The organism is Streptomyces erythrochromogenes (genome assembly GCF_040684695.1).
Lineage (GTDB): Bacteria > Actinomycetota > Actinomycetes > Streptomycetales > Streptomycetaceae > Streptomyces > Streptomyces erythrochromogenes_C.
Genome location: NZ_JBFBGM010000008.1, coordinates 217,793 through 236,053 on the forward strand (window position 1 = coordinate 217,793; position 18,261 = coordinate 236,053).

The 18,261-nt window shown below is 73.7% G+C and carries 16 protein-coding genes; 12 read left to right on the plus strand and 4 right to left on the minus strand.

All coding sequences use genetic code 11. The annotated features are described in order from the left end of the window. The first annotated feature begins 16 nt into the window (after nucleotides 1–16). The gene (locus tag AB0O53_RS15570) at nucleotides 17–1,180 is read left to right on the plus strand and encodes a serine hydrolase domain-containing protein (protein ID WP_365195993.1); all 1,164 of its coding nucleotides are present in this window, start codon (nucleotides 17–19) and stop codon (nucleotides 1,178–1,180) included. On the opposite strand, the gene AB0O53_RS15575 is transcribed toward AB0O53_RS15570, so the two are convergent. Together AB0O53_RS15575 and AB0O53_RS15580 are read right to left on the minus strand one after the other, a co-directional pair. Further along, the gene (locus AB0O53_RS15575) at nucleotides 1,169–1,720 is read right to left on the minus strand and encodes a YbaK/EbsC family protein (protein ID WP_365195996.1); all 552 of its coding nucleotides are present in this window, start codon (nucleotides 1,718–1,720) and stop codon (nucleotides 1,169–1,171) included. The genes AB0O53_RS15570 and AB0O53_RS15575 overlap by 12 nt on opposite strands. 289 nt (nucleotides 1,721–2,009) lie before the next feature. Next, nucleotides 2,010–3,644 carry a penicillin-binding transpeptidase domain-containing protein gene (locus AB0O53_RS15580; protein WP_365195998.1) on the minus strand — a complete coding sequence of 545 codons (1,635 nt, stop codon included), beginning with the start codon at nucleotides 3,642–3,644 and terminating at the stop codon, nucleotides 2,010–2,012. A gap of 185 nt (nucleotides 3,645–3,829) precedes the next feature. Here AB0O53_RS15580 and AB0O53_RS15585 point away from each other — a divergent pair, with 185 nt between their 5' ends. Both AB0O53_RS15585 and AB0O53_RS15590 read left to right on the plus strand, forming a co-directional pair. After that, a complete protein-coding gene (locus tag AB0O53_RS15585; RefSeq protein ID WP_365196000.1) occupies nucleotides 3,830–4,381 on the plus strand; it encodes a GNAT family N-acetyltransferase in 552 nt (183 codons plus the stop codon). Between the two features lie 180 nt (nucleotides 4,382–4,561). Then, nucleotides 4,562–4,825, plus strand: coding sequence for a hypothetical protein (locus tag AB0O53_RS15590; protein WP_350994296.1), 264 nt, complete (start codon nucleotides 4,562–4,564; stop codon nucleotides 4,823–4,825). Between the two features lie 26 nt (nucleotides 4,826–4,851). On the opposite strand, the gene AB0O53_RS15595 is transcribed toward AB0O53_RS15590, so the two are convergent. Then, complete coding sequence (locus AB0O53_RS15595; protein ID WP_350994294.1) at nucleotides 4,852–6,348, minus strand: helix-turn-helix domain-containing protein; 1,497 nt, start codon at nucleotides 6,346–6,348, stop codon at nucleotides 4,852–4,854. A 136-nt stretch (nucleotides 6,349–6,484) separates the two neighbouring features. Between AB0O53_RS15595 and AB0O53_RS15600 the strand changes: the two genes are divergently transcribed. Then, complete coding sequence (locus tag AB0O53_RS15600; RefSeq protein ID WP_350994292.1) at nucleotides 6,485–6,643, plus strand: hypothetical protein; 159 nt, start codon at nucleotides 6,485–6,487, stop codon at nucleotides 6,641–6,643. A gap of 69 nt (nucleotides 6,644–6,712) precedes the next feature. On the opposite strand, the gene AB0O53_RS15605 is transcribed toward AB0O53_RS15600, so the two are convergent. Next, nucleotides 6,713–8,485 carry a dolichyl-phosphate-mannose--protein mannosyltransferase gene (locus tag AB0O53_RS15605; RefSeq protein WP_403138437.1) on the minus strand — a complete coding sequence of 591 codons (1,773 nt, stop codon included), beginning with the start codon at nucleotides 8,483–8,485 and terminating at the stop codon, nucleotides 6,713–6,715. 77 nt (nucleotides 8,486–8,562) lie between these two features. Between AB0O53_RS15605 and rsmI the strand changes: the two genes are divergently transcribed. From rsmI to AB0O53_RS15645, 8 genes are all read left to right on the plus strand, one after another. After that, a complete protein-coding gene (gene rsmI / locus AB0O53_RS15610) occupies nucleotides 8,563–9,459 on the plus strand; it encodes a 16S rRNA (cytidine(1402)-2'-O)-methyltransferase (RefSeq protein WP_350994290.1) in 897 nt (298 codons plus the stop codon). A gap of 160 nt (nucleotides 9,460–9,619) precedes the next feature. Next, nucleotides 9,620–10,114 carry a hypothetical protein gene (locus AB0O53_RS15615; RefSeq protein ID WP_403138434.1) on the plus strand — a complete coding sequence of 165 codons (495 nt, stop codon included), beginning with the start codon at nucleotides 9,620–9,622 and terminating at the stop codon, nucleotides 10,112–10,114. 9 nt (nucleotides 10,115–10,123) lie between these two features. Further along, complete coding sequence (locus AB0O53_RS15620) at nucleotides 10,124–11,005, plus strand: TatD family hydrolase (protein ID WP_350994288.1); 882 nt, start codon at nucleotides 10,124–10,126, stop codon at nucleotides 11,003–11,005. A 671-nt stretch (nucleotides 11,006–11,676) separates the two neighbouring features. After that, nucleotides 11,677–12,954, plus strand: a complete 1,278-nt coding sequence (locus tag AB0O53_RS15625; protein WP_350994638.1) for a resuscitation-promoting factor — start codon at nucleotides 11,677–11,679, stop codon at nucleotides 12,952–12,954. 93 nt (nucleotides 12,955–13,047) lie between these two features. After that, nucleotides 13,048–13,959, plus strand: coding sequence for a 16S rRNA (adenine(1518)-N(6)/adenine(1519)-N(6))-dimethyltransferase RsmA (rsmA, locus tag AB0O53_RS15630; RefSeq protein WP_350994286.1), 912 nt, complete (start codon nucleotides 13,048–13,050; stop codon nucleotides 13,957–13,959). Beyond that, a complete protein-coding gene (locus tag AB0O53_RS15635; RefSeq protein WP_365196009.1) occupies nucleotides 13,956–14,912 on the plus strand; it encodes a 4-(cytidine 5'-diphospho)-2-C-methyl-D-erythritol kinase in 957 nt (318 codons plus the stop codon). Before rsmA ends, AB0O53_RS15635 begins: the two co-directional genes overlap by 4 nt. Before the next feature lie 98 nt (nucleotides 14,913–15,010). Continuing rightward, nucleotides 15,011–16,366 (plus strand): acyltransferase family protein, encoded by a 1,356-nt coding sequence (locus AB0O53_RS15640; RefSeq protein ID WP_365196011.1) that lies wholly within the window; start codon nucleotides 15,011–15,013, stop codon nucleotides 16,364–16,366. 28 nt (nucleotides 16,367–16,394) lie between these two features. Next, entirely contained in the window at nucleotides 16,395–18,197 is a 1,803-nt protein-coding gene (locus AB0O53_RS15645; RefSeq protein ID WP_350994280.1) for an ABC-F family ATP-binding cassette domain-containing protein, read from the plus strand. Nucleotides 18,198–18,261: the final 64 nt, after the last annotated feature.

Below are 18,261 nucleotides of genomic sequence, written 5' to 3' on the forward strand. Positions count from 1 at the left end.
GGTTGTTGGACCGCACGTGGACATCCAGGGTGTGGTGGCGGAGGGCTTCGAGCCCGTCAGGGACGCGTTCGTACGCAACTTCGAGGTCCTCGGGGACCGGGGCGCGGCCGTCGCCGTCTACCGGGACGGCCGCAAGGTCGTCGACCTGTGGGGCGGCACCCGGGACGCCGAGGGCGCCGAGCCGTGGACCGAGGACACCGCGCAGATCGTCCGCTCCGCCACCAAGGGCGTCGCCGCCGCGGTCCCGCTGCTCCTGCACCAGCGCGGGCTGCTCGACCTGGACGCCCCGGTCGGCACGTACTGGCCGGAGTTCAAGGCCGGCGGCAAGGAGAAGATCCTCGTACGGGACCTGCTCGCGCACCGCGCGGGCGTCCCCGCCCTGGACCGGGGACTGACCGCCGCCGAGGCCGCCGACGGGGTGTCCGGACCGCACGCCGTCGCCGCGCAGCACCCCTTCTGGGAGCCCGGCACCGGGCACGGCTACCACGCCCAGACCTACAGCTGGCTGCTGTCCGAGCTGGTACTGCGGGTGACCGGCCGCACGCTGGGCTCCGTCCTGGCGGAGGAGATCGCCGAGCCGCTCGGCCTGGACTTCTGGATCGGCCTGCCGGACGCGGAGGCCGAGGCCGGCCGGGTGGGCCGGGTGGCTCCCGTCGAGCCGCCGGAGAGCGCCGGGATGCTGAGGACCCGCCCGCGCAGAAACGTTTCCGAGGCCTACGCCGACCCGGCCTCCCTCACCCGCCGCGCCTTCGCCGCCATCGATCCGCTGCCCGACGAGAACGCCCCGGCGTACCGGGCCGCGGAACTCCCCGCCTCCAACGGCATCGGCACGGCCCGCGCCCTGGCGCGCTTTTACGGGGCCACCATCGGCGTGGTCGAGGACGGTGCCCGGATCTTCACCCCGGCCACCACGGAGCTGGCCGCCCGGGAGCACTCCGCGGGCCCGGACCGGGTGCTGGTGGTGAACACCCGCTTCGGCGCCGGCTACATGCTGCACGGCCCGGCCTCGCCGCTGCTCTCGCCCGCCTCCTTCGGCCACCCCGGCCGCGGCGGCTCGCTGGCCTTCGCGGACCCGGACGCGGGCATCGGCTTCGGCTACGTCACCAACGCGCTGGCCAAGTCGGTCACCGCCGACCCCCGCGCCCAGGCCCTGGTACGGGCCCTGAAGTCAGCCCTCTGACGGCTGCGGGGGCGACGCCGGCCGGTCGCGCACGCCTTCGCGTGCGTGGTCGCGCACGCCTTCGCGTACGTCTTCGCGTACGTCGGCCAGGGTGGCTCCGGCGTGCCGGACGAGTTCGCCGGGAGCCATCGGGAACACGGTGTGCGGGGTGCCGGCCGCCGCCCACACCGTGGCGTGGGCCAGCAGCGACCGGTCGGCCAGCACCCTGGTGCGCGTACGGTGCCCGAACGGCGGGACCCCGCCGATGGCGTACCCGGTGGTCTCCCGGACCACGGCCGCGTCGGCCCGGGTGACCCTGGCCGCGCCCAGTTCACGGCCGACCGCCTCGACGTCCACGCGCGAGGCCCCGTCCATGAGGACCAGGACGGGCACGCCGTCCGCCGCGAAGACCAGCGACTTGACGATCTGGCCGAGCTCGCAGCCGATCGCGGCGGCGGCCTCGGCGGCGGTCCGGGTGGCCTCCGGGAAGGCCCGTACCTCGGCGTCGATGCCGAGCGCGGTCAGGGCCTCGGCGAAACGGGGGTGCGCGGTGGTCGTCATGCGGGGACGCTAGCGCGGCCGGAGTGCGCGGCGCGAGCCGATTCGGGGTCCACCGGGGCGCGTCACCGGGCCGGGCTGGGCCGGCGGGGATGGGGCCACCGGGCGGGCACCCCTGGCGGGGCCTCGGGCAGCCACCTCGGGCGGGATCCCGGGCAGGCAACCGGGGCGGGGCCCTGCCGGGCGGGCCGGCCGGGGCGGAGCCACCCGGGCGGGTCCCTGCCGGGCGCGGGGGCTGCGGGCGGGTCCCGGCGGCGTCAGCCCCGGCGTCAGCCCGGCATCAGCCAGGGCATCAGCCCGCGTTCAGTACCTGGGCGACGATCGGGCCGGCGGCCTCGCCGCCGTGGCCGCCGCCCTCGACCATCGCGGCCGCGGCCAGGTCACCGCTGAAGCCGGTGAACCAGCTGTCCGGGCTGTCCCCGGCGCCCCCGACCTCCGCCGAGCCGGTCTTCGCGCCCTTGTCCGAGCCGCGCACCGGGGCCATCGCCTCGCGCGCGGTCCCACTGGTCGCCGTCAGCTTCATCATCGAGACGAGCTGCTGCTGCACGGAGGACTTCATCCGGCGCTGGGCCGTGGCCACCGTCCGGCCGTCCAGCTCCGCCGGGACCAGCAGCGGCTGGCGGAACACGCCGGTGCGGGCGGTCGCGGTGATGGACGCGACGTTCAGCGGGTTCATCGTGATCTGGCCCTGCCCGATGTACGCGGCGGCCGCCGACGCGCCCGTCGCCGGCGGGACCTTGCCGTCGGTGGACTTGACGCCCGTCTTCCAGTCCAGGCCGATGCCGAAGACCTCCGTGGCCTCCTTGGGCAGCGCGGCGTCGTCGTCGACGGGCTTGATCTGCTTGATGAAGGCCGTGTTGCAGGACCGGGCGAAGGAGGTCGAGAAGTTCGTGCCGGCCGGCAGGTCGAAGTTCTTCAGGTTGTGGAAGGCGCGCCCGCCCCAGGACACCTCCTTCGGACACTCCGCCGGCTTGTCGGCGGCGACCAGGCCGCGGTCCAGCAGCATCGCCCCCGTCACGATCTTCATCGTGGAACCGGGCGCCCGGTTGCCCTGCATCGCCGCGTTGAAGCCGTCCTTGCGGTGGTTCGCGACGGCCAGGATGTGCCCGTTGCTCGGCTTGACCGCCACCACCGAGGCCTCGGGGAACTTCACGACCGCCTGCTCGGCCGCCGCCTGCACCTTCGCGTCCAGGTAGGTCTTGAGGGTGCTCGGCTCGCCCTCGACCAGGGTCAGCAGCGTCCGCCTGGGCGCCTCCTTCGCGGCCGGCTCGATCCACAGCTCGGCCCCGGGCCTGCCGCCCGCCTTGCCGCCGTAGCTCTGGCGTAGTTCGTCGAGGACCTGGCGCAGCGAGGGGAACTTCTCCGCGGTCAGCTCCTCGCCGTTGCGGTCCACGGCCTTGACGGGCGGGCTCGCGGGGGCGCCGGCGCGCAGCTGCTCGTCCTTCTGCAGCTGCGGGTGGATCACCGAGGGCTGCCAGTCGACCAGCGGCTTTCCGCTGGTCAGCCCGCGTACGACGGTCAGCTGGGAGTCGTAGGCGAGCGGCTTGGTCGTGCCCTCGTAGGTGATCTCCGCCTCGACCTTGAAGGGCACGGTGTCGCCGTTCGCCTCGCCGGGAGTGATCACGGCCTTGGATACGTACGCCTTGGTCCTGTACTCCCCGACCGCGCTCTGCGCGGCGGCGGCGTTGTTGGTCAGGTCGGCCGCTCCCCGCTCGTCCCCGGCCGCCCAGGCCGCCAGGAAGGCCTTCGCCGTCTTGGTGGCCTCCTTCTCGCCGACCGGCTCGCTGCCCTTGCCGGACTGGACGGCGGTGTCCGCGTCGGATCCTCCGCCGCTGTCCCCGACCAGGGTGTACACCCCGTACCCGGCCCCGCCGACCATCGCCAGGAACACACCGCCGATGACGGCGCCTTTGGCTGCCCCGTTCACTTTTTCGTCCTCCCCCGTGGTCACGACTCTCTGAACGCGTTCAAAGAGCCCTTGGCTCCGACCTTACTCTGCGGAGTCGTCCGGTGTGCAGTTGTTACCGGACCGGAACATCCGGAGGGCCGCCCACCGGCCGCCCCGGCCGTAATCCGCTTGGGGGCGGCGGGATCCGGCCCTAGGGTGCGCCCGTGGAGCTCACGTACCGGCGGTTCGACCCTTCCGCGGCCTCCGAGGCCGACGCCCTCGTCGCCTTCCTCACCACGGACACCTGGCCGTTCCACGGCGCGGCCGTGGTCGGGGCCGACCAGGCCCGGCGCTGGGTGGCGGACGGCCGCTTCGACGGCGCCGACACCAGGACCTTCTGGATCGCGGACGACGACGACGCCGTCGGGCTCGTCCGCCTCATGGACCTCGGCGACGGCACGCCCGTCTTCGACCTGCGGATTCGCACCCGTTACCGGGGCCGGGGCATCGGAGGCCGCGCCCTGGCCTGGCTGACGGCGTACCTGTTCGCGGAGTTCCCGGGGATCCGGCGGATCGAGGGCACCACGCGCCAGGACAACGCGGCCATGCGCCGCACCTTCGGGCGGTGCGGCTACGTGAAGGAGGCCCACTACCGCGACGGATGGCCCGCCGCCGACGGCAGCGCGGTCCACGACGCCGTCGGCTACGCGATCCTGCGCCGGGACTGGCTCACCGGCACGACCACGGCCCCCGCCTGGGACGACGAGCCGTCCTGACCGGAGCCGACCGGCCGAAGTGCAGGCACCGGGGTGGTGTTCTAGCGTCGGAAGGGCGAGGGCGACCGATGCGTCGAGCCGGTCGCCCGCCCCGGAGTCCCCGCTCCGCGCCGCCGCCCCCGCCCGTGGTCCGGCGCATCCGCGGATCGCGTGACCGACCGAGAGAGCAGGTGCATCAGCATGCGTCCGTCGGCTCGTATCCCCAGCATCCTCGCCGGCCTGGCCCTCGCCGTCGGCGGCGCAGTCACCCTGGCCCCGTCAGCCCAGGCGGACGTGAAGGCCTGCGAGCAGTACGTCGCCCAGCACGCCCCGAAGGCCACGGACGGCGCCGCGGAGGCGTGCTACCAGGGCCAGATCGGCAACCAGACCAGCTGCGTCTCCAGCCTCGTCGCGGTCGGCGCGAGCAAGGACGCGGCCAACTCGGCCTGCGAAGCCTCCCGCTGACGCCCTGAGGGCCGCCGGCCGGGCTGCTACTCCCTTGCCAGCTCCACGGCGTTGAGCAAGGTCGGGTACTCGTCGGGGCGTTGTTCCGAAAGCCGGGACAGGAGCCGCTCCAGATAGGCGTCGAGTTCGAGCGCTTCCATCCTGAGGAGAAGCCCCGGAATGTCCCGGCTCCGGCGAAGGCCCACGATTCTTTCGATCAGTGCGTAGGCCGCCTCGGGTTCCAGGTCGCGCAGCAGCTCCGCAAGCCTGTCGGCCGAACGTTCCTGGGCGCAGTTGGTGTCGATCTGGTTCACCCACGGGGTCCAGCCCGCCTCCGTCAGCAGCCGCACGAACGTGATGACCTCGGAGGAACCGCGAAAATACGCGAAGTGGTACAGCGCCGCATCCGTCAGCTCGCGCCCCTCCTTCTCGCCGTCCTCCAACAGGAGCGGCAGGAGAACCCGGAGATCCGCCAGACTCATCTCTGCCCCCGTGCGAGCCACCAGTGTGTGCGCGACGGTGGGGAAGCCCTTCCCGTACAGCTCCTGGCAGATCTCCCGGACGGTTTCCGGGTCCGACCATTTCGCGAGCGCCGCCACCAGGTCGTACCTCTGGTTGCTGTCGTCCTTGACCGAGAATTTGATCAAATCGCGAACGTTCAACTCGACCGGACGACCGGCGAGCTGCTGCGCCTTCTCCCTCTCCCGTTCTTCCAGGGCCTGAAGGTACTCGTCGGCGTTGCGGGGGCGGGGTGGTGCGGGCTTGGCCGCGGCTTTGAGGTCCGCGATCTGCTGCCTCAGGTCCTCAGCGAGTGCCTTCGCCTCATCGGCAGACCGCTGCGCCTCCTCCAGCTTGTCGGAATCCATGGCCTCGCGGCCCGCCTGTGCCTCCTCCTCGGCCGCCGCCAGGCGTTCCTCCAGGGCCCGGCAGCGCTCCTCGGCGGCGGCGCTCGACTCCTTGGCCCGTTGCAGCTCCACGCGCAGCTGATCCACCTCGGACTTCAGCCGCGCCAGCTCGTCGGAGTCGGTGTCCCGCGCGAGTGCGAGTTCCGCGACCGCGCCCTCGCGGATCTCCTTGTCGCGCCGGGCCGACAGTTCGACGTGCCGCGTCTCCAGCTCGGCGATCCGCTGTTCCCTGATCTGCAGCCCCTCCATGAGGACCTGCTCCCGGATCGCCGCCTGCTGCACCCGCGCGTCCGCCTCCTCGAGCTGGTCCTGGAGCGTCTGGACCTCGTGGAGCCGCTTGTTGCTGACCTTCAGGGCGTTGCGGTGGGACTCCTTGATCAGCTCCATCGCCTCCTGCCGCAGCGGGGCCTTCTTCTGCTTCGCCACCTCGATGAACAGTTCGGTGACGAAGTCCCACGGCGGGACCCTGGTGCCGTTGAGGTACCGCGAGACCGCCCCGGCGTTGCGGTGGGTGCGCGAGGCGTACCGGCGCACGGAGAGGCCGAGGGACGAGAAGAGCTCCCGGAGGGCCGCCGCCAGCCGCGCGGCGTCCTCCGGTACGTCCTCACCGAGCGGCCGGAGCGATGAATGGTCGACCAAGTCGGCTCTCCTTGAACTGATTTCGGGTGTTGCCGCTGGTCGGCAACATGTGCCAGTTGCGGCAACACCCGTGGTCAGGGCCAGGGTTGTGGGTGGGAGCCGACCGGCTCCCCGGTCAATGCTAGGGAGTGGTCTCGTGGCGGAACTCGCGTTTCCCGAAGGTCCCCGTTCGAAGTCGGACCTGGAGTGGCTGGCAGCCCTGAGCACCGTCCTGATGTGGGCCCAGTCCCAGACCCCCGGCACCGTCCTCGCCCTGGCAGCCCTGGCCGTGCTCCTCGTGGCTCACGCCTCCTGAGTGCTTGACCACCGGCGGCAACCGCGACGGGCCCGGCACCTTTCGGTGCCGGGCCCGTCGTTCTACCTGCTAGACCCAGGTGTCCAGCCACATGCGGCCGCGCCAGGAGTCCATGGGCAAGGTCTGGCCCGTGTAGATGGGCCAGAAGTAGATGAAGTTCCACACGATCAGCAGGACCAGGACGCCCGCGCCGATCGCGCCCAGGGCCCTGCGGCGTTCCGAGGAGCCGGCCGGGCCCAGGAGGGCGCCGATCATCATCGCCACCGCCAGGCACAGGTACGGGACGAAGACCACCGCGTAGAAGTAGAAGATCGTCCGCTCCTGGTAGTTGAACCAGGGCAGCAGGCCCGCGGCCAGGGCGCACGCGATCGCGCCCGCCCGCCAGTCGCGGCGGAAGAACCACCGCCACAGCACGTACAGCAGCGCGAAGCAGCCCGCCCACCACAGCAGCGGCGTGCCCAGGGCCAGGACCTCGCGGGCGCACTTGCCCGCCGCCGTGGCCGGGCAGCCGTCGGTGCCCGGCTCGGGGGACTCGTAGAAGTACGAGACGGGCCGGCCCAGCACCAGCCAGCTCCACGGGTTGGACTCGTACGTGTGCCCGGAGGTCAGGCCGACGTGGAAGCTGTAGACCTCGGTCTCGTAGTGCCACAGGCTGCGCACCCACTCCGGCAGGAACGACAGCGCGCTGTTCTGGTCGTTCTTGGCCGCCCAGTCGCGCAGGTAGCCGCCCTTGCCGTTGTCCGGGCTGAAGATCCAGCCCGACCACGAGGCCACGTACGTCACGATCGCCACCGGCACGGTGGAGACGAAGGCGGGCAGCGCGTCACGGCGGAGCATCGCCGCGTACGGGGTGCCCCCGCCCGCGGTGCGGCGGGCGGCCGCGTCCCACAGCACGGTGAGGATGCCGAAGAAGGCCAGGACGACGAAGCCGTTCCACTTCGTGCCGGCGGCCAGCCCCAGGCAGACACCGGCCAGGATCCGGTACGGGCGCCAGCCCAGCCGCAGCGTCTCGGCGATCTTCGCGTCGGGCCGGGTCCGGCCCTCCTCGTCCACCGGCAGCGCGTCCGCGAGCCTGGCTCTGGCCCGGTCGCGGTCGATGAGCAGCGCCCCGAAGGCGGCGAGCACGAAGAACATCAGCACCAGGTCGAGGAGCGCCGTGCGGCTCATCACCAGGTGCAGGCCGTCCACCGCCAGCAGCGCGCCCGCCAGGCAGCCGAGGAAGGTCGAACGGAAGAGGCGCCGCCCGATCCGGCACAGCATCAGCACCGACAGGGTGCCGAGCACGGCGGTCATGAACCGCCAGCCGAACGGGGTGAGGCCGAACATCCACTCGCCGAGCCCGATCACCCACTTGCCGACGGGCGGGTGCACGACGTAGCCCGGGTCCACCGGCAGGGCGACCCCGTCGGGGTTGGCGAGGATCGACTTGTCGATGTCCTTGGGCCAGTTCGCCTCGTAGCCCTGCTTGATCGTGGCCCAGGCGTCCTTGGCGTAGTACGTCTCGTCGAATATCACCGCCTTCGGGCTGCCCAGGTGCACGAACCGCAGCACGCCCGCGACCAGTGCCACCAGCAGCGGTCCGGCCCACGCCATGATGCGCTGCCAGGTCCCCCACACCTGCGGTGGCAGCCCGAAGGTCATCCACAGCTGCCGGGACGGCTTGGTGTACGGGGGCACCAGGCGGGTGCGGACGTCCACGCGCGGCGACGACGCGCCGGCTGCCGGCGCGTAGCCGAAGCCGCGCAGGCGGCGCAGCCAGGTGGGCGGCTCTTCTGCGCCGCCCGCCGTTGCCGGGGACAGGGCCCCCGCGGGGCTGGGCGGCGGCGTCGCGGTACTGGTCACCGGCACATCGTAGGGAAGAGATCTGTGTGTACCCCAGTGGCGTGGGTGACGAGCCGCGGGACTGAGAGGATGGGCGGGTGACAACTGACCAGCCCCGCGTGACCGAGCCCACCTCCACGGAGGGCGTCCTCGTCCTCGCCGGCACCCCCATCGGCGATCTCGCCGACGCCCCGCCGCGCCTGGCCGCGGAGCTGGAGCGGGCCGACGTCGTCGCCGCCGAGGACACCCGGCGGCTGCGCCGGCTGACCCAGGGGCTCGGCGTGCACACCACCGGGCGCGTCGTGTCGTACTTCGAGGGCAACGAGTCGGCCCGCACCCCGGAGCTGGTCGAGGCGCTGGCCGGCGGCGCGCGCGTGCTGCTGGTCACCGACGCGGGCATGCCGTCCGTCTCCGACCCCGGCTACCGGCTGGTCGCCGCCGCCGTGGAGAAGGACATCAAGGTCACCGCGGTTCCGGGGCCGTCCGCCGTCCTGACCGCGCTCGCGCTGTCCGGGCTGCCCGTGGACCGGTTCTGCTTCGAGGGCTTCCTGCCGCGCAAGGCGGGCGAGCGCCTCGGCCGGCTGCGCGAGGTCGAGGGCGAGCGGCGCACGCTCGTCTACTTCGAGGCGCCGCACCGGCTCGACGACACCCTGGCGGCGATGGCCGAGGTCTTCGGCGCCGAGCGGCGGGCCGCGGTCTGCCGCGAGCTCACGAAGACCTACGAGGAGGTCAAGCGCGGCGGACTCGGCGAGCTCGCCGCCTGGGCCGCCGAGGGGGTGCGCGGGGAGATCACCGTCGTGGTGGAGGGCGCCCCGGCGGCCGCACCGGGCGACGTGGACCACGAGGAGCTCGTGCGCCGGGTACGGGTGCGCGAGGAGGCGGGGGAGCGCCGCAAGGAGGCCATCGCGGCCGTCGCCGCGGAGGCCGGCGTACCCAAGCGCGAGGTCTTCGACGCGGTCGTGGCGGCAAAGAATGCGGCACAAAAGGCGCCATAGACCGGTAAAGAGCTGACCGGAAAAGCAAAGCTCAGGCCGCGCGCGACGGCCTTTGGGCATGAGTGGCCCAAAGGCGGTCCAACACTGGACAGGGCCTGATGCGCTCCCGCCCCCGGAGGCGTCCACTGGCAGAGGCACCAGTGGAACAAGAGGAGCTGGCATGAGTGAGATCGCAGACACCCCGGTACCGGTCCAGGCCTCGGCACCCGCACGTTTCCCCAGCCCCGACGTGCCCACCGTGCACGAGGCGTACTCCTTCGCCTGCATGCGCTGCGGGTACGGCTGGGAGCAGGGGTACCAGATCGAGCACCACGTCGACGGCCGCGGCGAGCCGTTCATCATGTACACGGTCGACGGCGAACGGGTGCCCTCCCCGCTGTCCAGCCCGACCTGCATGAACTGCGACGGGCACGTCGTACGGATCATGCGCGCCGGGCAGGTCTCCTCCGTGCTCGGGATGATCGACCACCTCTACCACCACCGCATCGCCCCCGGGATCGCCGGACCGGTTCCGGCGGGGGCGAACGTCCCGCGCACCCCGAAGCCCCGCAGGGCCGCCGAGCACCACGACGCCCCCGGGCCCGTCGCCGTCGGCGGGGCCGAGAGGCGCGGGGGCCTGCTGGCCCGGCTGAAGGGGCTCTTCCGCCGGTCATAGGATCGGCCCATGAGCCCTTCCACCGCCTCCAAGGACGCACCGCCGCCGTTGCCCGAACCCCTCCGGGTGGCGGTGGCGGACTCGCACACCCACCTGGACATGCAGTCGGGGACCGTCGAGGAGGGCCTCGCCAAGGCCGCCTCGGTCGGCGTGACCACCGTGGTCCAGGTCGGCTGCGACGTGAAGGGCTCCCGGTGGGCCGCCGAGACCGCGGCCCAGTACGACAACGTCCACGCGGCCGTCGCCCTGCACCCCAACGAAGCCCCGCGCATCGTCCACGGGGACCCGGACGGCTGGTCCCGCCAGGGCGCCCGGTCCGGTGGCGGCGAGGCCGCCCTCGACGAGGCCCTCGCCGAGATCGAGGCACTGGCCGCACTCGCCCACGTGAAGGCGGTCGGCGAGACCGGCCTGGACCACTTCCGCACCGGACCGGAGGGCATGGCCGCGCAGGAGCGTTCCTTCCGCGCCCACATCGAGATCGCCAAGCGGCAGGGCAAGGCCCTCGTCATCCACGACCGCGACGCCCACGCGGACGTGCTGCGCGTGCTGCGCGAGGAGGGCGCCCCCGAGCGGACCGTCTTCCACTGCTACTCCGGGGACGCCGACATGGCCCGCGAGTGCGCCGCCGCCGGCTACTACATGTCCTTCGCCGGAACCGTCACCTTCAAGAACGCCGCGCCGCTGCGCGAGGCGCTGGCCGTGGCCCCGCTGGAGCTGGTCCTCGTCGAGACGGACGCGCCCTACCTGACCCCCGCGCCGTACCGCGGGCGGCCCAACGCGCCGTACCTCATTCCGCTGACGGTGCGCGCGATGGCCGCGGTCCGCGGGATCGACGAGGACGCGATGGCCACCGCCCTGGCGGCCAACACCGCCCGGGCCTTCGACTACTGACCGCCTCCGCGTAGGCGACACGTAGGGTAGTCGTACGACTTTGTTCCGTGACGACTCCTCCGCTAGGGTGCCGTGCCCCAACCAGTGGGTGCCGGACCACCAGTGGAGCGAGCGTCGTGAGCGATACGCAGGGCAGTCACCGCCGGGGCGCTCCCGTCCCGGAGGCGTACGGGGGCGACGCCCCGGCCTGGCCGACCTGGCACGCCTGGCCCGCCGCGGACGACGGGCCCGCCGTCGGCCCGGGGCCGGCCGACGGCGGGACGGCCGACCCCGGGCTCCAGGGGCCCGGGCCCGCCGGCCTCGTGGCGCTCGACCCCGGCCCCGACCCCGACCCCGGCCCCGCCGGCCCCGGCCCGCTCGGCCCCGGCCCCGTCGACCTCGGGCCCGTCGACCCCGGCCCGCTCGGCCCCGGCCCCGGCCCCGTCGACCTCGGGCCCTCGTCGTGGGACACCGAGCCCGCCTTCCCCCTGCCCGCCCCGCGCGCCGAGGAGCGGCGGGCCGGGCGCCGCCGACGCCCCGCGCACCCCGCCGCCCGCGCGGACGCCGGGGTCGGCGTGGCCGGCGGCCGCCCGGACCGGGACGGCGAACACTCCGAGCCGCTCCCCGCCCCGGGGACGGGCCGCCGCCGCGCCCCCGCGCCCGTCCCGACCCCCACCGTCGCCGACGGCGGCGTGCTCGCGCCCGGCCGCCGGGCCCGCGGCCGTACCGCCGTCGAGGAACCCCCGGCCGGCACCGGCCGCCGCCGCGGTCCCGCCGGACCGGACGTCACGGTCCCCACCGCCCCCGCCGGGACGGGGCACGGCCGCCGCCGCGCCGCCGGCCCCGTGCTCCCCGCCCCCGCCGCCCCGGCCGCCCCCGCCGGCAACTGGCGGCGGATCGTCCCGCAGGCCCTGGTCGTCGCCTTCCTCGCCGGCGGCACGACCGCGTTCGTCGCCGCTGACAAATCGGTACGCCTCACCGTGGACGGAGTCCCGCGGGAGCTGCACACCTTCGCCGGCGACATCGAGGAACTGCTCGCCGCGGAAGGACTCGACGTCGGCCCCCACGACCTCGTCGCCCCCGCCCCCGGCCAGCCCCTCGACGACGGCGAGGAGATCGTCGTCCGCTACGGCCGCCCGCTGCGCCTGACCCTCGACGGACAGCAGCGCCAGGTGTGGACCACCGCCCGCACCGTCGACGGCGCCCTGCGCCAGTTCGGCATCCGCGCCGAGGGCGCCTACCTCTCCGCCCCGCGCACCGCGCCCGTACCGCGCTCCGGCCTGACCCTCAGCGTCCGTACCGAGCGCAGCGTCACCTTCATGGCCGACGGTCGCGAACGCACCATCCGCACCAACGCCGCCACCGTCCAGGAGGCCCTCGACCAGGCCGGCATCACCCTCCAGGGCCAGGACACCACCTCCGTGCCGCCCAGCGCCTTCCCGCGCGACGGCCAGACCGTCACCGTGCTCCGCATCACCGGCACCCGCGAGGTCCGCGAGGAGCGCATCCCCTTCGAGACCGAGAAGGTCAAGGACGCCGAGCTCTTCGCCGGAACCGAGGTCGTCGAGCGCGCCGGCCGGCCCGGCGCGCGCAGGGTCACGTACAGCATGCGCACCGTCAACGGGGTCCGGCAGAAGCCGCGCGCCATCGCCGACGAGGTCGTGCGCGAGCCCGTCACCCAGCTCGTCAGGGTCGGCACCAGAGCGCTGCCCGGCTCGGTCTCCGGCACGGACGGCCTCAACTGGGCGGCGCTCGCCCAGTGCGAGTCCGGCGGCCGGCCCTCCGCCACCGACGCCTCGGGGACGTACGGCGGCCTCTACCAGTTCGACGTCCGCACCTGGCAGGGCCTCGGCGGGAGCGGCCGGCCCCAGGACGCCCCGGCCGCCGAACAGACCTACCGGGCGAAGAAGCTCTACGTGCAGCGGGGGGCGAGCCCGTGGCCCCACTGCGGCCGCAGGCTCACGTCGTAGGCCACCGGCTCACGTCGTAGGCCGCCGGCACGTTGTCGGCGGCGGGCCCACGTCGTCGTCGGGACCACTCGGCCGATCTGAGACGCTTTACCGGTGAGCACCGCAGAGCAGCAGCCCGATAACCCCGCGCCCAGCACCCCCGACGCCCTCCTCGGCCCCGCCGACGTCAGGGAACTGGCCGCCGCCCTCGGCGTACGCCCGACGAAGCAGAAGGGGCAGAACTTCGTCATCGACGCCAACACGGTGCGCCGGATCGTGCGCACCGCCGAGGTCCGCCCGGACGACGTCGTCGTCGAGGTCGGCCCCGGCCTGGGCTCGCTGACGCTCGCGCTGCTGGAGGCCGCGGACCGGGTCGTCGCCGTCGAGATCGACGACATCCTGGCGGCCGCCCTGCCCGCCACCATCGAGGCCCGCATGCCCGCGAAGAAGGACCGCTTCGCGCTGGTCCACTCCGACGCGATGCTGGTCACCGAGCTGCCCGGCCCGGCGCCGACCGCGCTGGTCGCGAACCTGCCGTACAACGTGGCCGTGCCCGTCCTGCTGACCATGCTCGACCGCTTCCCGAGCATCGAGCGGACCCTCGTCATGGTGCAGGCCGAGGTCGCCGACCGGCTCGCCGCCGAGCCCGGCAACAAGGTCTACGGCGTGCCCTCCGTCAAGGCCAACTGGTACGCGCACGTCAAGCGGGCCGGAGCCATCGGCCGCAAGGTCTTCTGGCCCGCCCCCAACGTCGACTCCGGGCTGGTCTCCCTGGTGCGCCGCACCGAGCCGATCGCGACGACCGCCACGAAGGAAGAGGTCTTCGCGGTCGTCGACGCCGCGTTCGCGCAGCGCCGCAAGACCCTGCGCGCCGCCCTGGCCGGCTGGGCCGGCTCCGCGGCCGGCGCCGAGGCCGCGCTGGTCGCCGCGGGCGTCTCCCCGCAGGCCCGCGGAGAGTCCCTGACGGTGGAGGAGTTCGCCGCGATCGCCGAGCACAAGCCCGCGCCGGAGAGGCCCGCCCTGTGAGCACCCGCCCCGAGAGCACCCACCCCGAGAGCACCCGCCCCGGCCACACGCCCGCGGCGCCCGTCACCGTACGGGTCCCCGCGAAGGTCAACGTCCAGCTGGCGGTGGGCGCGGCGCGCCCCGACGGCTTCCACGACCTGGCCAACGTCTTCCTCGCCGTCTCCCTCTTCGACGAGGTGACGGCCACCCCGGCCGACGCGCTGACGGTGACCTGCGAGGGCCCGGACGCCGGCCAGGTCCCGCTGGACCGCACCAACCTCGCGGCGCGGGCGGCCGAGATCCTGGCCGCACGCAACGGCCTCGACCCCCTGGTCCACCTGCACATCGCCAAGCACATCCCGGTCGCGGGCGGCATGGCCGGCGGCAGCGCCGACGGCGCGGCCGCCCTGCTCGCCTGCGACACCCTGTGGGGCCTGGACACCCCGCGCGAGGAACTGCTCGACATCTGCGCGGAGCTCGGCAGCGACGTCCCCTTCAGCCTCGTCGGCGGCGCCGCGCTCGGCACCGGCCGCGGCGAGGTCCTCACCCCGGTCCCCGCCGGCTCCTTCCACTGGGTGTTCGCGGTGGCCGACGGCGGCCTGTCCACCCCGGCCGTCTTCCGCGAGTTCGACCGCCTCACCGCCGGCGTGGTGGTCCCGGAGCCGCAGGCCTCACCGGCCCTCCTCGCCGCCCTCGCCTCCGGCGCCCCGGACGCCCTGGCGGCCACCCTGGCCAACGGCCTCCAGCCGGCCGCCCTCTCGCTGCGGCCGTCGCTGCAGGAGACGCTGGACGCGGGCCTCGGCGCCGGCGCCCTGGCAGCCCTGGTCTCCGGCTCGGGCCCCACCACGGCCTTCCTCGTCGCGGACGAGGAAGCCGCCGCCAAGGTCGCCGCCGCCCTCGACGCCTCGGGCACCTGCCGCGCCACCCACACGGCCTCGTCCCCCGCCCCGGGAGCCACGGTCCTGCCGTCCTGAGCCCGCGCCCGCCCGGCTCCCCCGTGCCGGCCTACTCAGGCCGGAAGTGAGTACCCGCACCCTGTCGGCGGGGGCCGGGGGGCGGACACCGTGGGGGCATGACAGTCAGCGCGCGCGCCATGGCCGATGCCACCCCCGACGACCGCGACCGGTACGTCGACCTGCTGCGCGTCGCCTCTCTCGGCACCGTCATCGCCGGACACTGGCTGATGGCCGCCGTCAGCGGCGACGGCATGGGGAACCTGCTCGCCCTCGTACCCGCCCTCCAGGTGCTCACCTGGGGACTGCAGGTCATGCCCGTCTTCTTCTTCGTCGGCGGGTTCTCGCACGCCCTCTCCTACCGCTCCCTGGCTCGCCGCGCCGACGGCCGCCCCGTCTACGCCGCCTTCCTGCGGGCCCGGCTGCGCCGGCTGCTGCGGCCCACCCTCGTCTTCGTCCTGGTGTGGGCCGCGCTCGCGCTCACCGTGCAACTCGCGGGCCGCGGCGGCGGCACCCTGACCGGGGCGGCGCTGCGGCTGGTCACCCAGCCGCTGTGGTTCATCGGGATCTACCTGGCGATGGTCGCCTTCACCCCGCCCCTGCTGAAGCTGCACGAACGCCACGGCTGGGCGGCCTTCGCCGCACTGGCCGGCGCGGCCGCGCTGGTCGACGTACTGCGCTTCGCGTTCGGCGTCCCCTACCTGGAGTTCCTGAACTTCGCGTTCGTCTGGCTCGCCGTCCACCAGCTCGGCTTCCTGCGCGCCGACGGCCGCATCAGCCGGCCCGGGCTGCTCGCCGCCGCCGGCCTCGCCGGCGCGGCACTGCTGGTCGCCCTCGGCCCGTACCCGCTGTCCATGGTCGGGATGCCCGGCGAGAAGGTCTCCAACATGGCCCCGCCCACCCTGGCCCTGCTCTGCCACGGCCTGTGGCTCGTCGGGGCCGTACAGCTCGCCGCCGGGCCCGCCGCCGCCTGGCTGCGGCGCCCCCGCGTCTGGCGCACGGTCGTCGCCGCCAACGGCGTCGCCATGACCGCCTTCCTCTGGCACCTCACCGCCATGCTCGCCGTGTACGGGGCCCAGCTCGCCCTCGGCATGGACCTCCCGGAGCCCGCGACGGCGGCCTGGTGGGCGCAGGTGCCCGTACGGATCCTGGTCGCGGCCGCGCTGACCGCCGGGTTCGTCGCGCTGTTCCGCCGCTTCGAGGCCCCCGCACCCGCACCCGACGCAGCCACCACCCCCGCCCCCGCCCCCGCCGCCGTCCCGGCCGCGGGCCCCCGCGCCGCCCTCGGCATCACCCTGTGCCTGCTGGGGGTCCTGGGCCTGTCCATGACCGGCCTCGGCGGCCTCCTCGAAGGCCACAGCGCCACCCTGATCGCCTTCCCCGTCACCGCACCGGCGGCCATCGGCATGGCCGTGGCGGGCGCCTGGCTGGTGGAACGGTCCGCCCCGGTCCGGAGGGTTAGGCTGAGGGGCTGATCCACACCCTTTCCCTGGAGCGCGTCTGATGGCCGTCAATCTGGTCAATGTCGAGGCAGTCAGCAAGGTGTACGGCACACGTACCCTGCTGGACGGTATCTCCCTCGGCGTGTCCGAGGGAGACAGGATCGGCGTCGTCGGCCGCAACGGCGACGGCAAGACCACCCTCATCCGGATGCTCGCCAAGCTGGAGGAGCCCGACAGCGGGCGCGTCACCCAGTCCGGCGGCCTGCGCATGGGCGTCCTCACCCAGCACGACTCGCTCGACCCCTCGGCGACCATCCGCCACGAGATCATCGGCGACATGGCCGACCACGAGTGGGCCGGCAACTCCAAGATCCGCGACGTCCTCACCGGACTCTTCGGCGGCCTCGACCTGCCCGGCTTCAACCAGGGCCTCGACACCGTCATCGGCCCGCTCTCCGGCGGCGAGCGCCGCCGCATCGCCCTCGCCAAGCTCCTCATCGCCGACCAGGACCTCCTGATCCTCGACGAGCCCACCAACCACCTCGACGTCGAGGGCATCTCCTGGCTGGCCGGCCACCTCCAGACGCGCCGCTCCGCCCTCGTCTGCGTCACCCACGACCGCTGGTTCCTCGACCAGGTCTGCACCCGCATGTGGGACGTCCAGCGCGGCGACGTCTTCGAGTACGAGGGCGGCTACAGCGACTACGTCTTCGCCCGCGCCGAGCGCGAGCGCATCGCCGCCACCGAGGAGACCAAGCGGCAGAACCTGATGCGCAAGGAGCTCGCCTGGCTGCGCCGCGGCGCCCCCGCCCGGACCTCCAAGCCGCGCTACCGCATCGAGGCCGCCAACGAGCTCATCGCCGACGTCCCGCCGCCGCGCGACAAGTCCGAGCTGATGCGCTTCGCCAACGCCCGCCTCGGCAAGACCGTCTTCGACCTGGAAGACGTCACCGTCCAGGCCGGCCCCAAGACCCTCCTCAAGCACCTCACCTGGCACCTCGGCCCCGGCGACCGCGTCGGACTCGTCGGCGTCAACGGCGCCGGCAAGACCTCCCTGCTGCGCGCCCTCGCCGAGGCCGCCCGCACCCAGGGCGAGACGCAGCCCGCCTCCGGCCAGGTCATCGTCGGCAAGACCGTCAAGCTGGCCTACCTCTCCCAGGAGGTCGGCGAACTCGACCCGTCCCTGCGGGTCCTGGAGGCCGTCCAGCGCGTCCGCGACCGCGTCGACCTCGGCAAGGGCCGCGAGATGACGGCCGGCCAGCTCTGCGAGCAGTTCGGCTTCACCAAGGAGAAGCAGTGGACGCCGGTCGGCGACCTCTCCGGCGGCGAGCGCCGCCGCCTGCAGATCCTGCGCCTGCTGATGGACGAGCCCAACGTCCTCTTCCTCGACGAGCCCACCAACGACCTCGACATCGAGACCCTGACCCAGCTGGAGGACCTCCTCGACGGCTGGCCCGGCTCGATGATCGTGATCTCCCACGACCGGTTCTTCATCGAGCGCACCACGGACACCGTGATGGCGCTGCTCGGCGACGCCAGCCTGCGGATGCTGCCGCGCGGCCTGGACGAGTACCTGGAGCGCCGCCAGAAGATGATCGAGGCCGCCGTTCCGGCCGCCGCACCCGCCGCAGCCGCCGCCAAGTCCAGCTCCTCCGGTGACGCGCGCGCCGCGAAGAAGGAGCTCCAGAAGATCGAGCGGCAGCTGAACAAGCTCTCCGACCGCGAGGGCAACCTGCACGCCCAGATCGCGGAACACTCCACCGACTACGACAAGGTGGCCAAGCTCGACGCGGAGCTGCGCGAACTGCTCTCCGACCGCGACGAATTGGAGATGCGCTGGCTGGAGCTGGCCGAGGAGGCCTAGATCCCGCGGGTCGCCGGGGCCAACTGAGCGGATAACGACGGCGTCACGGGCCGGTCCTCCCTTG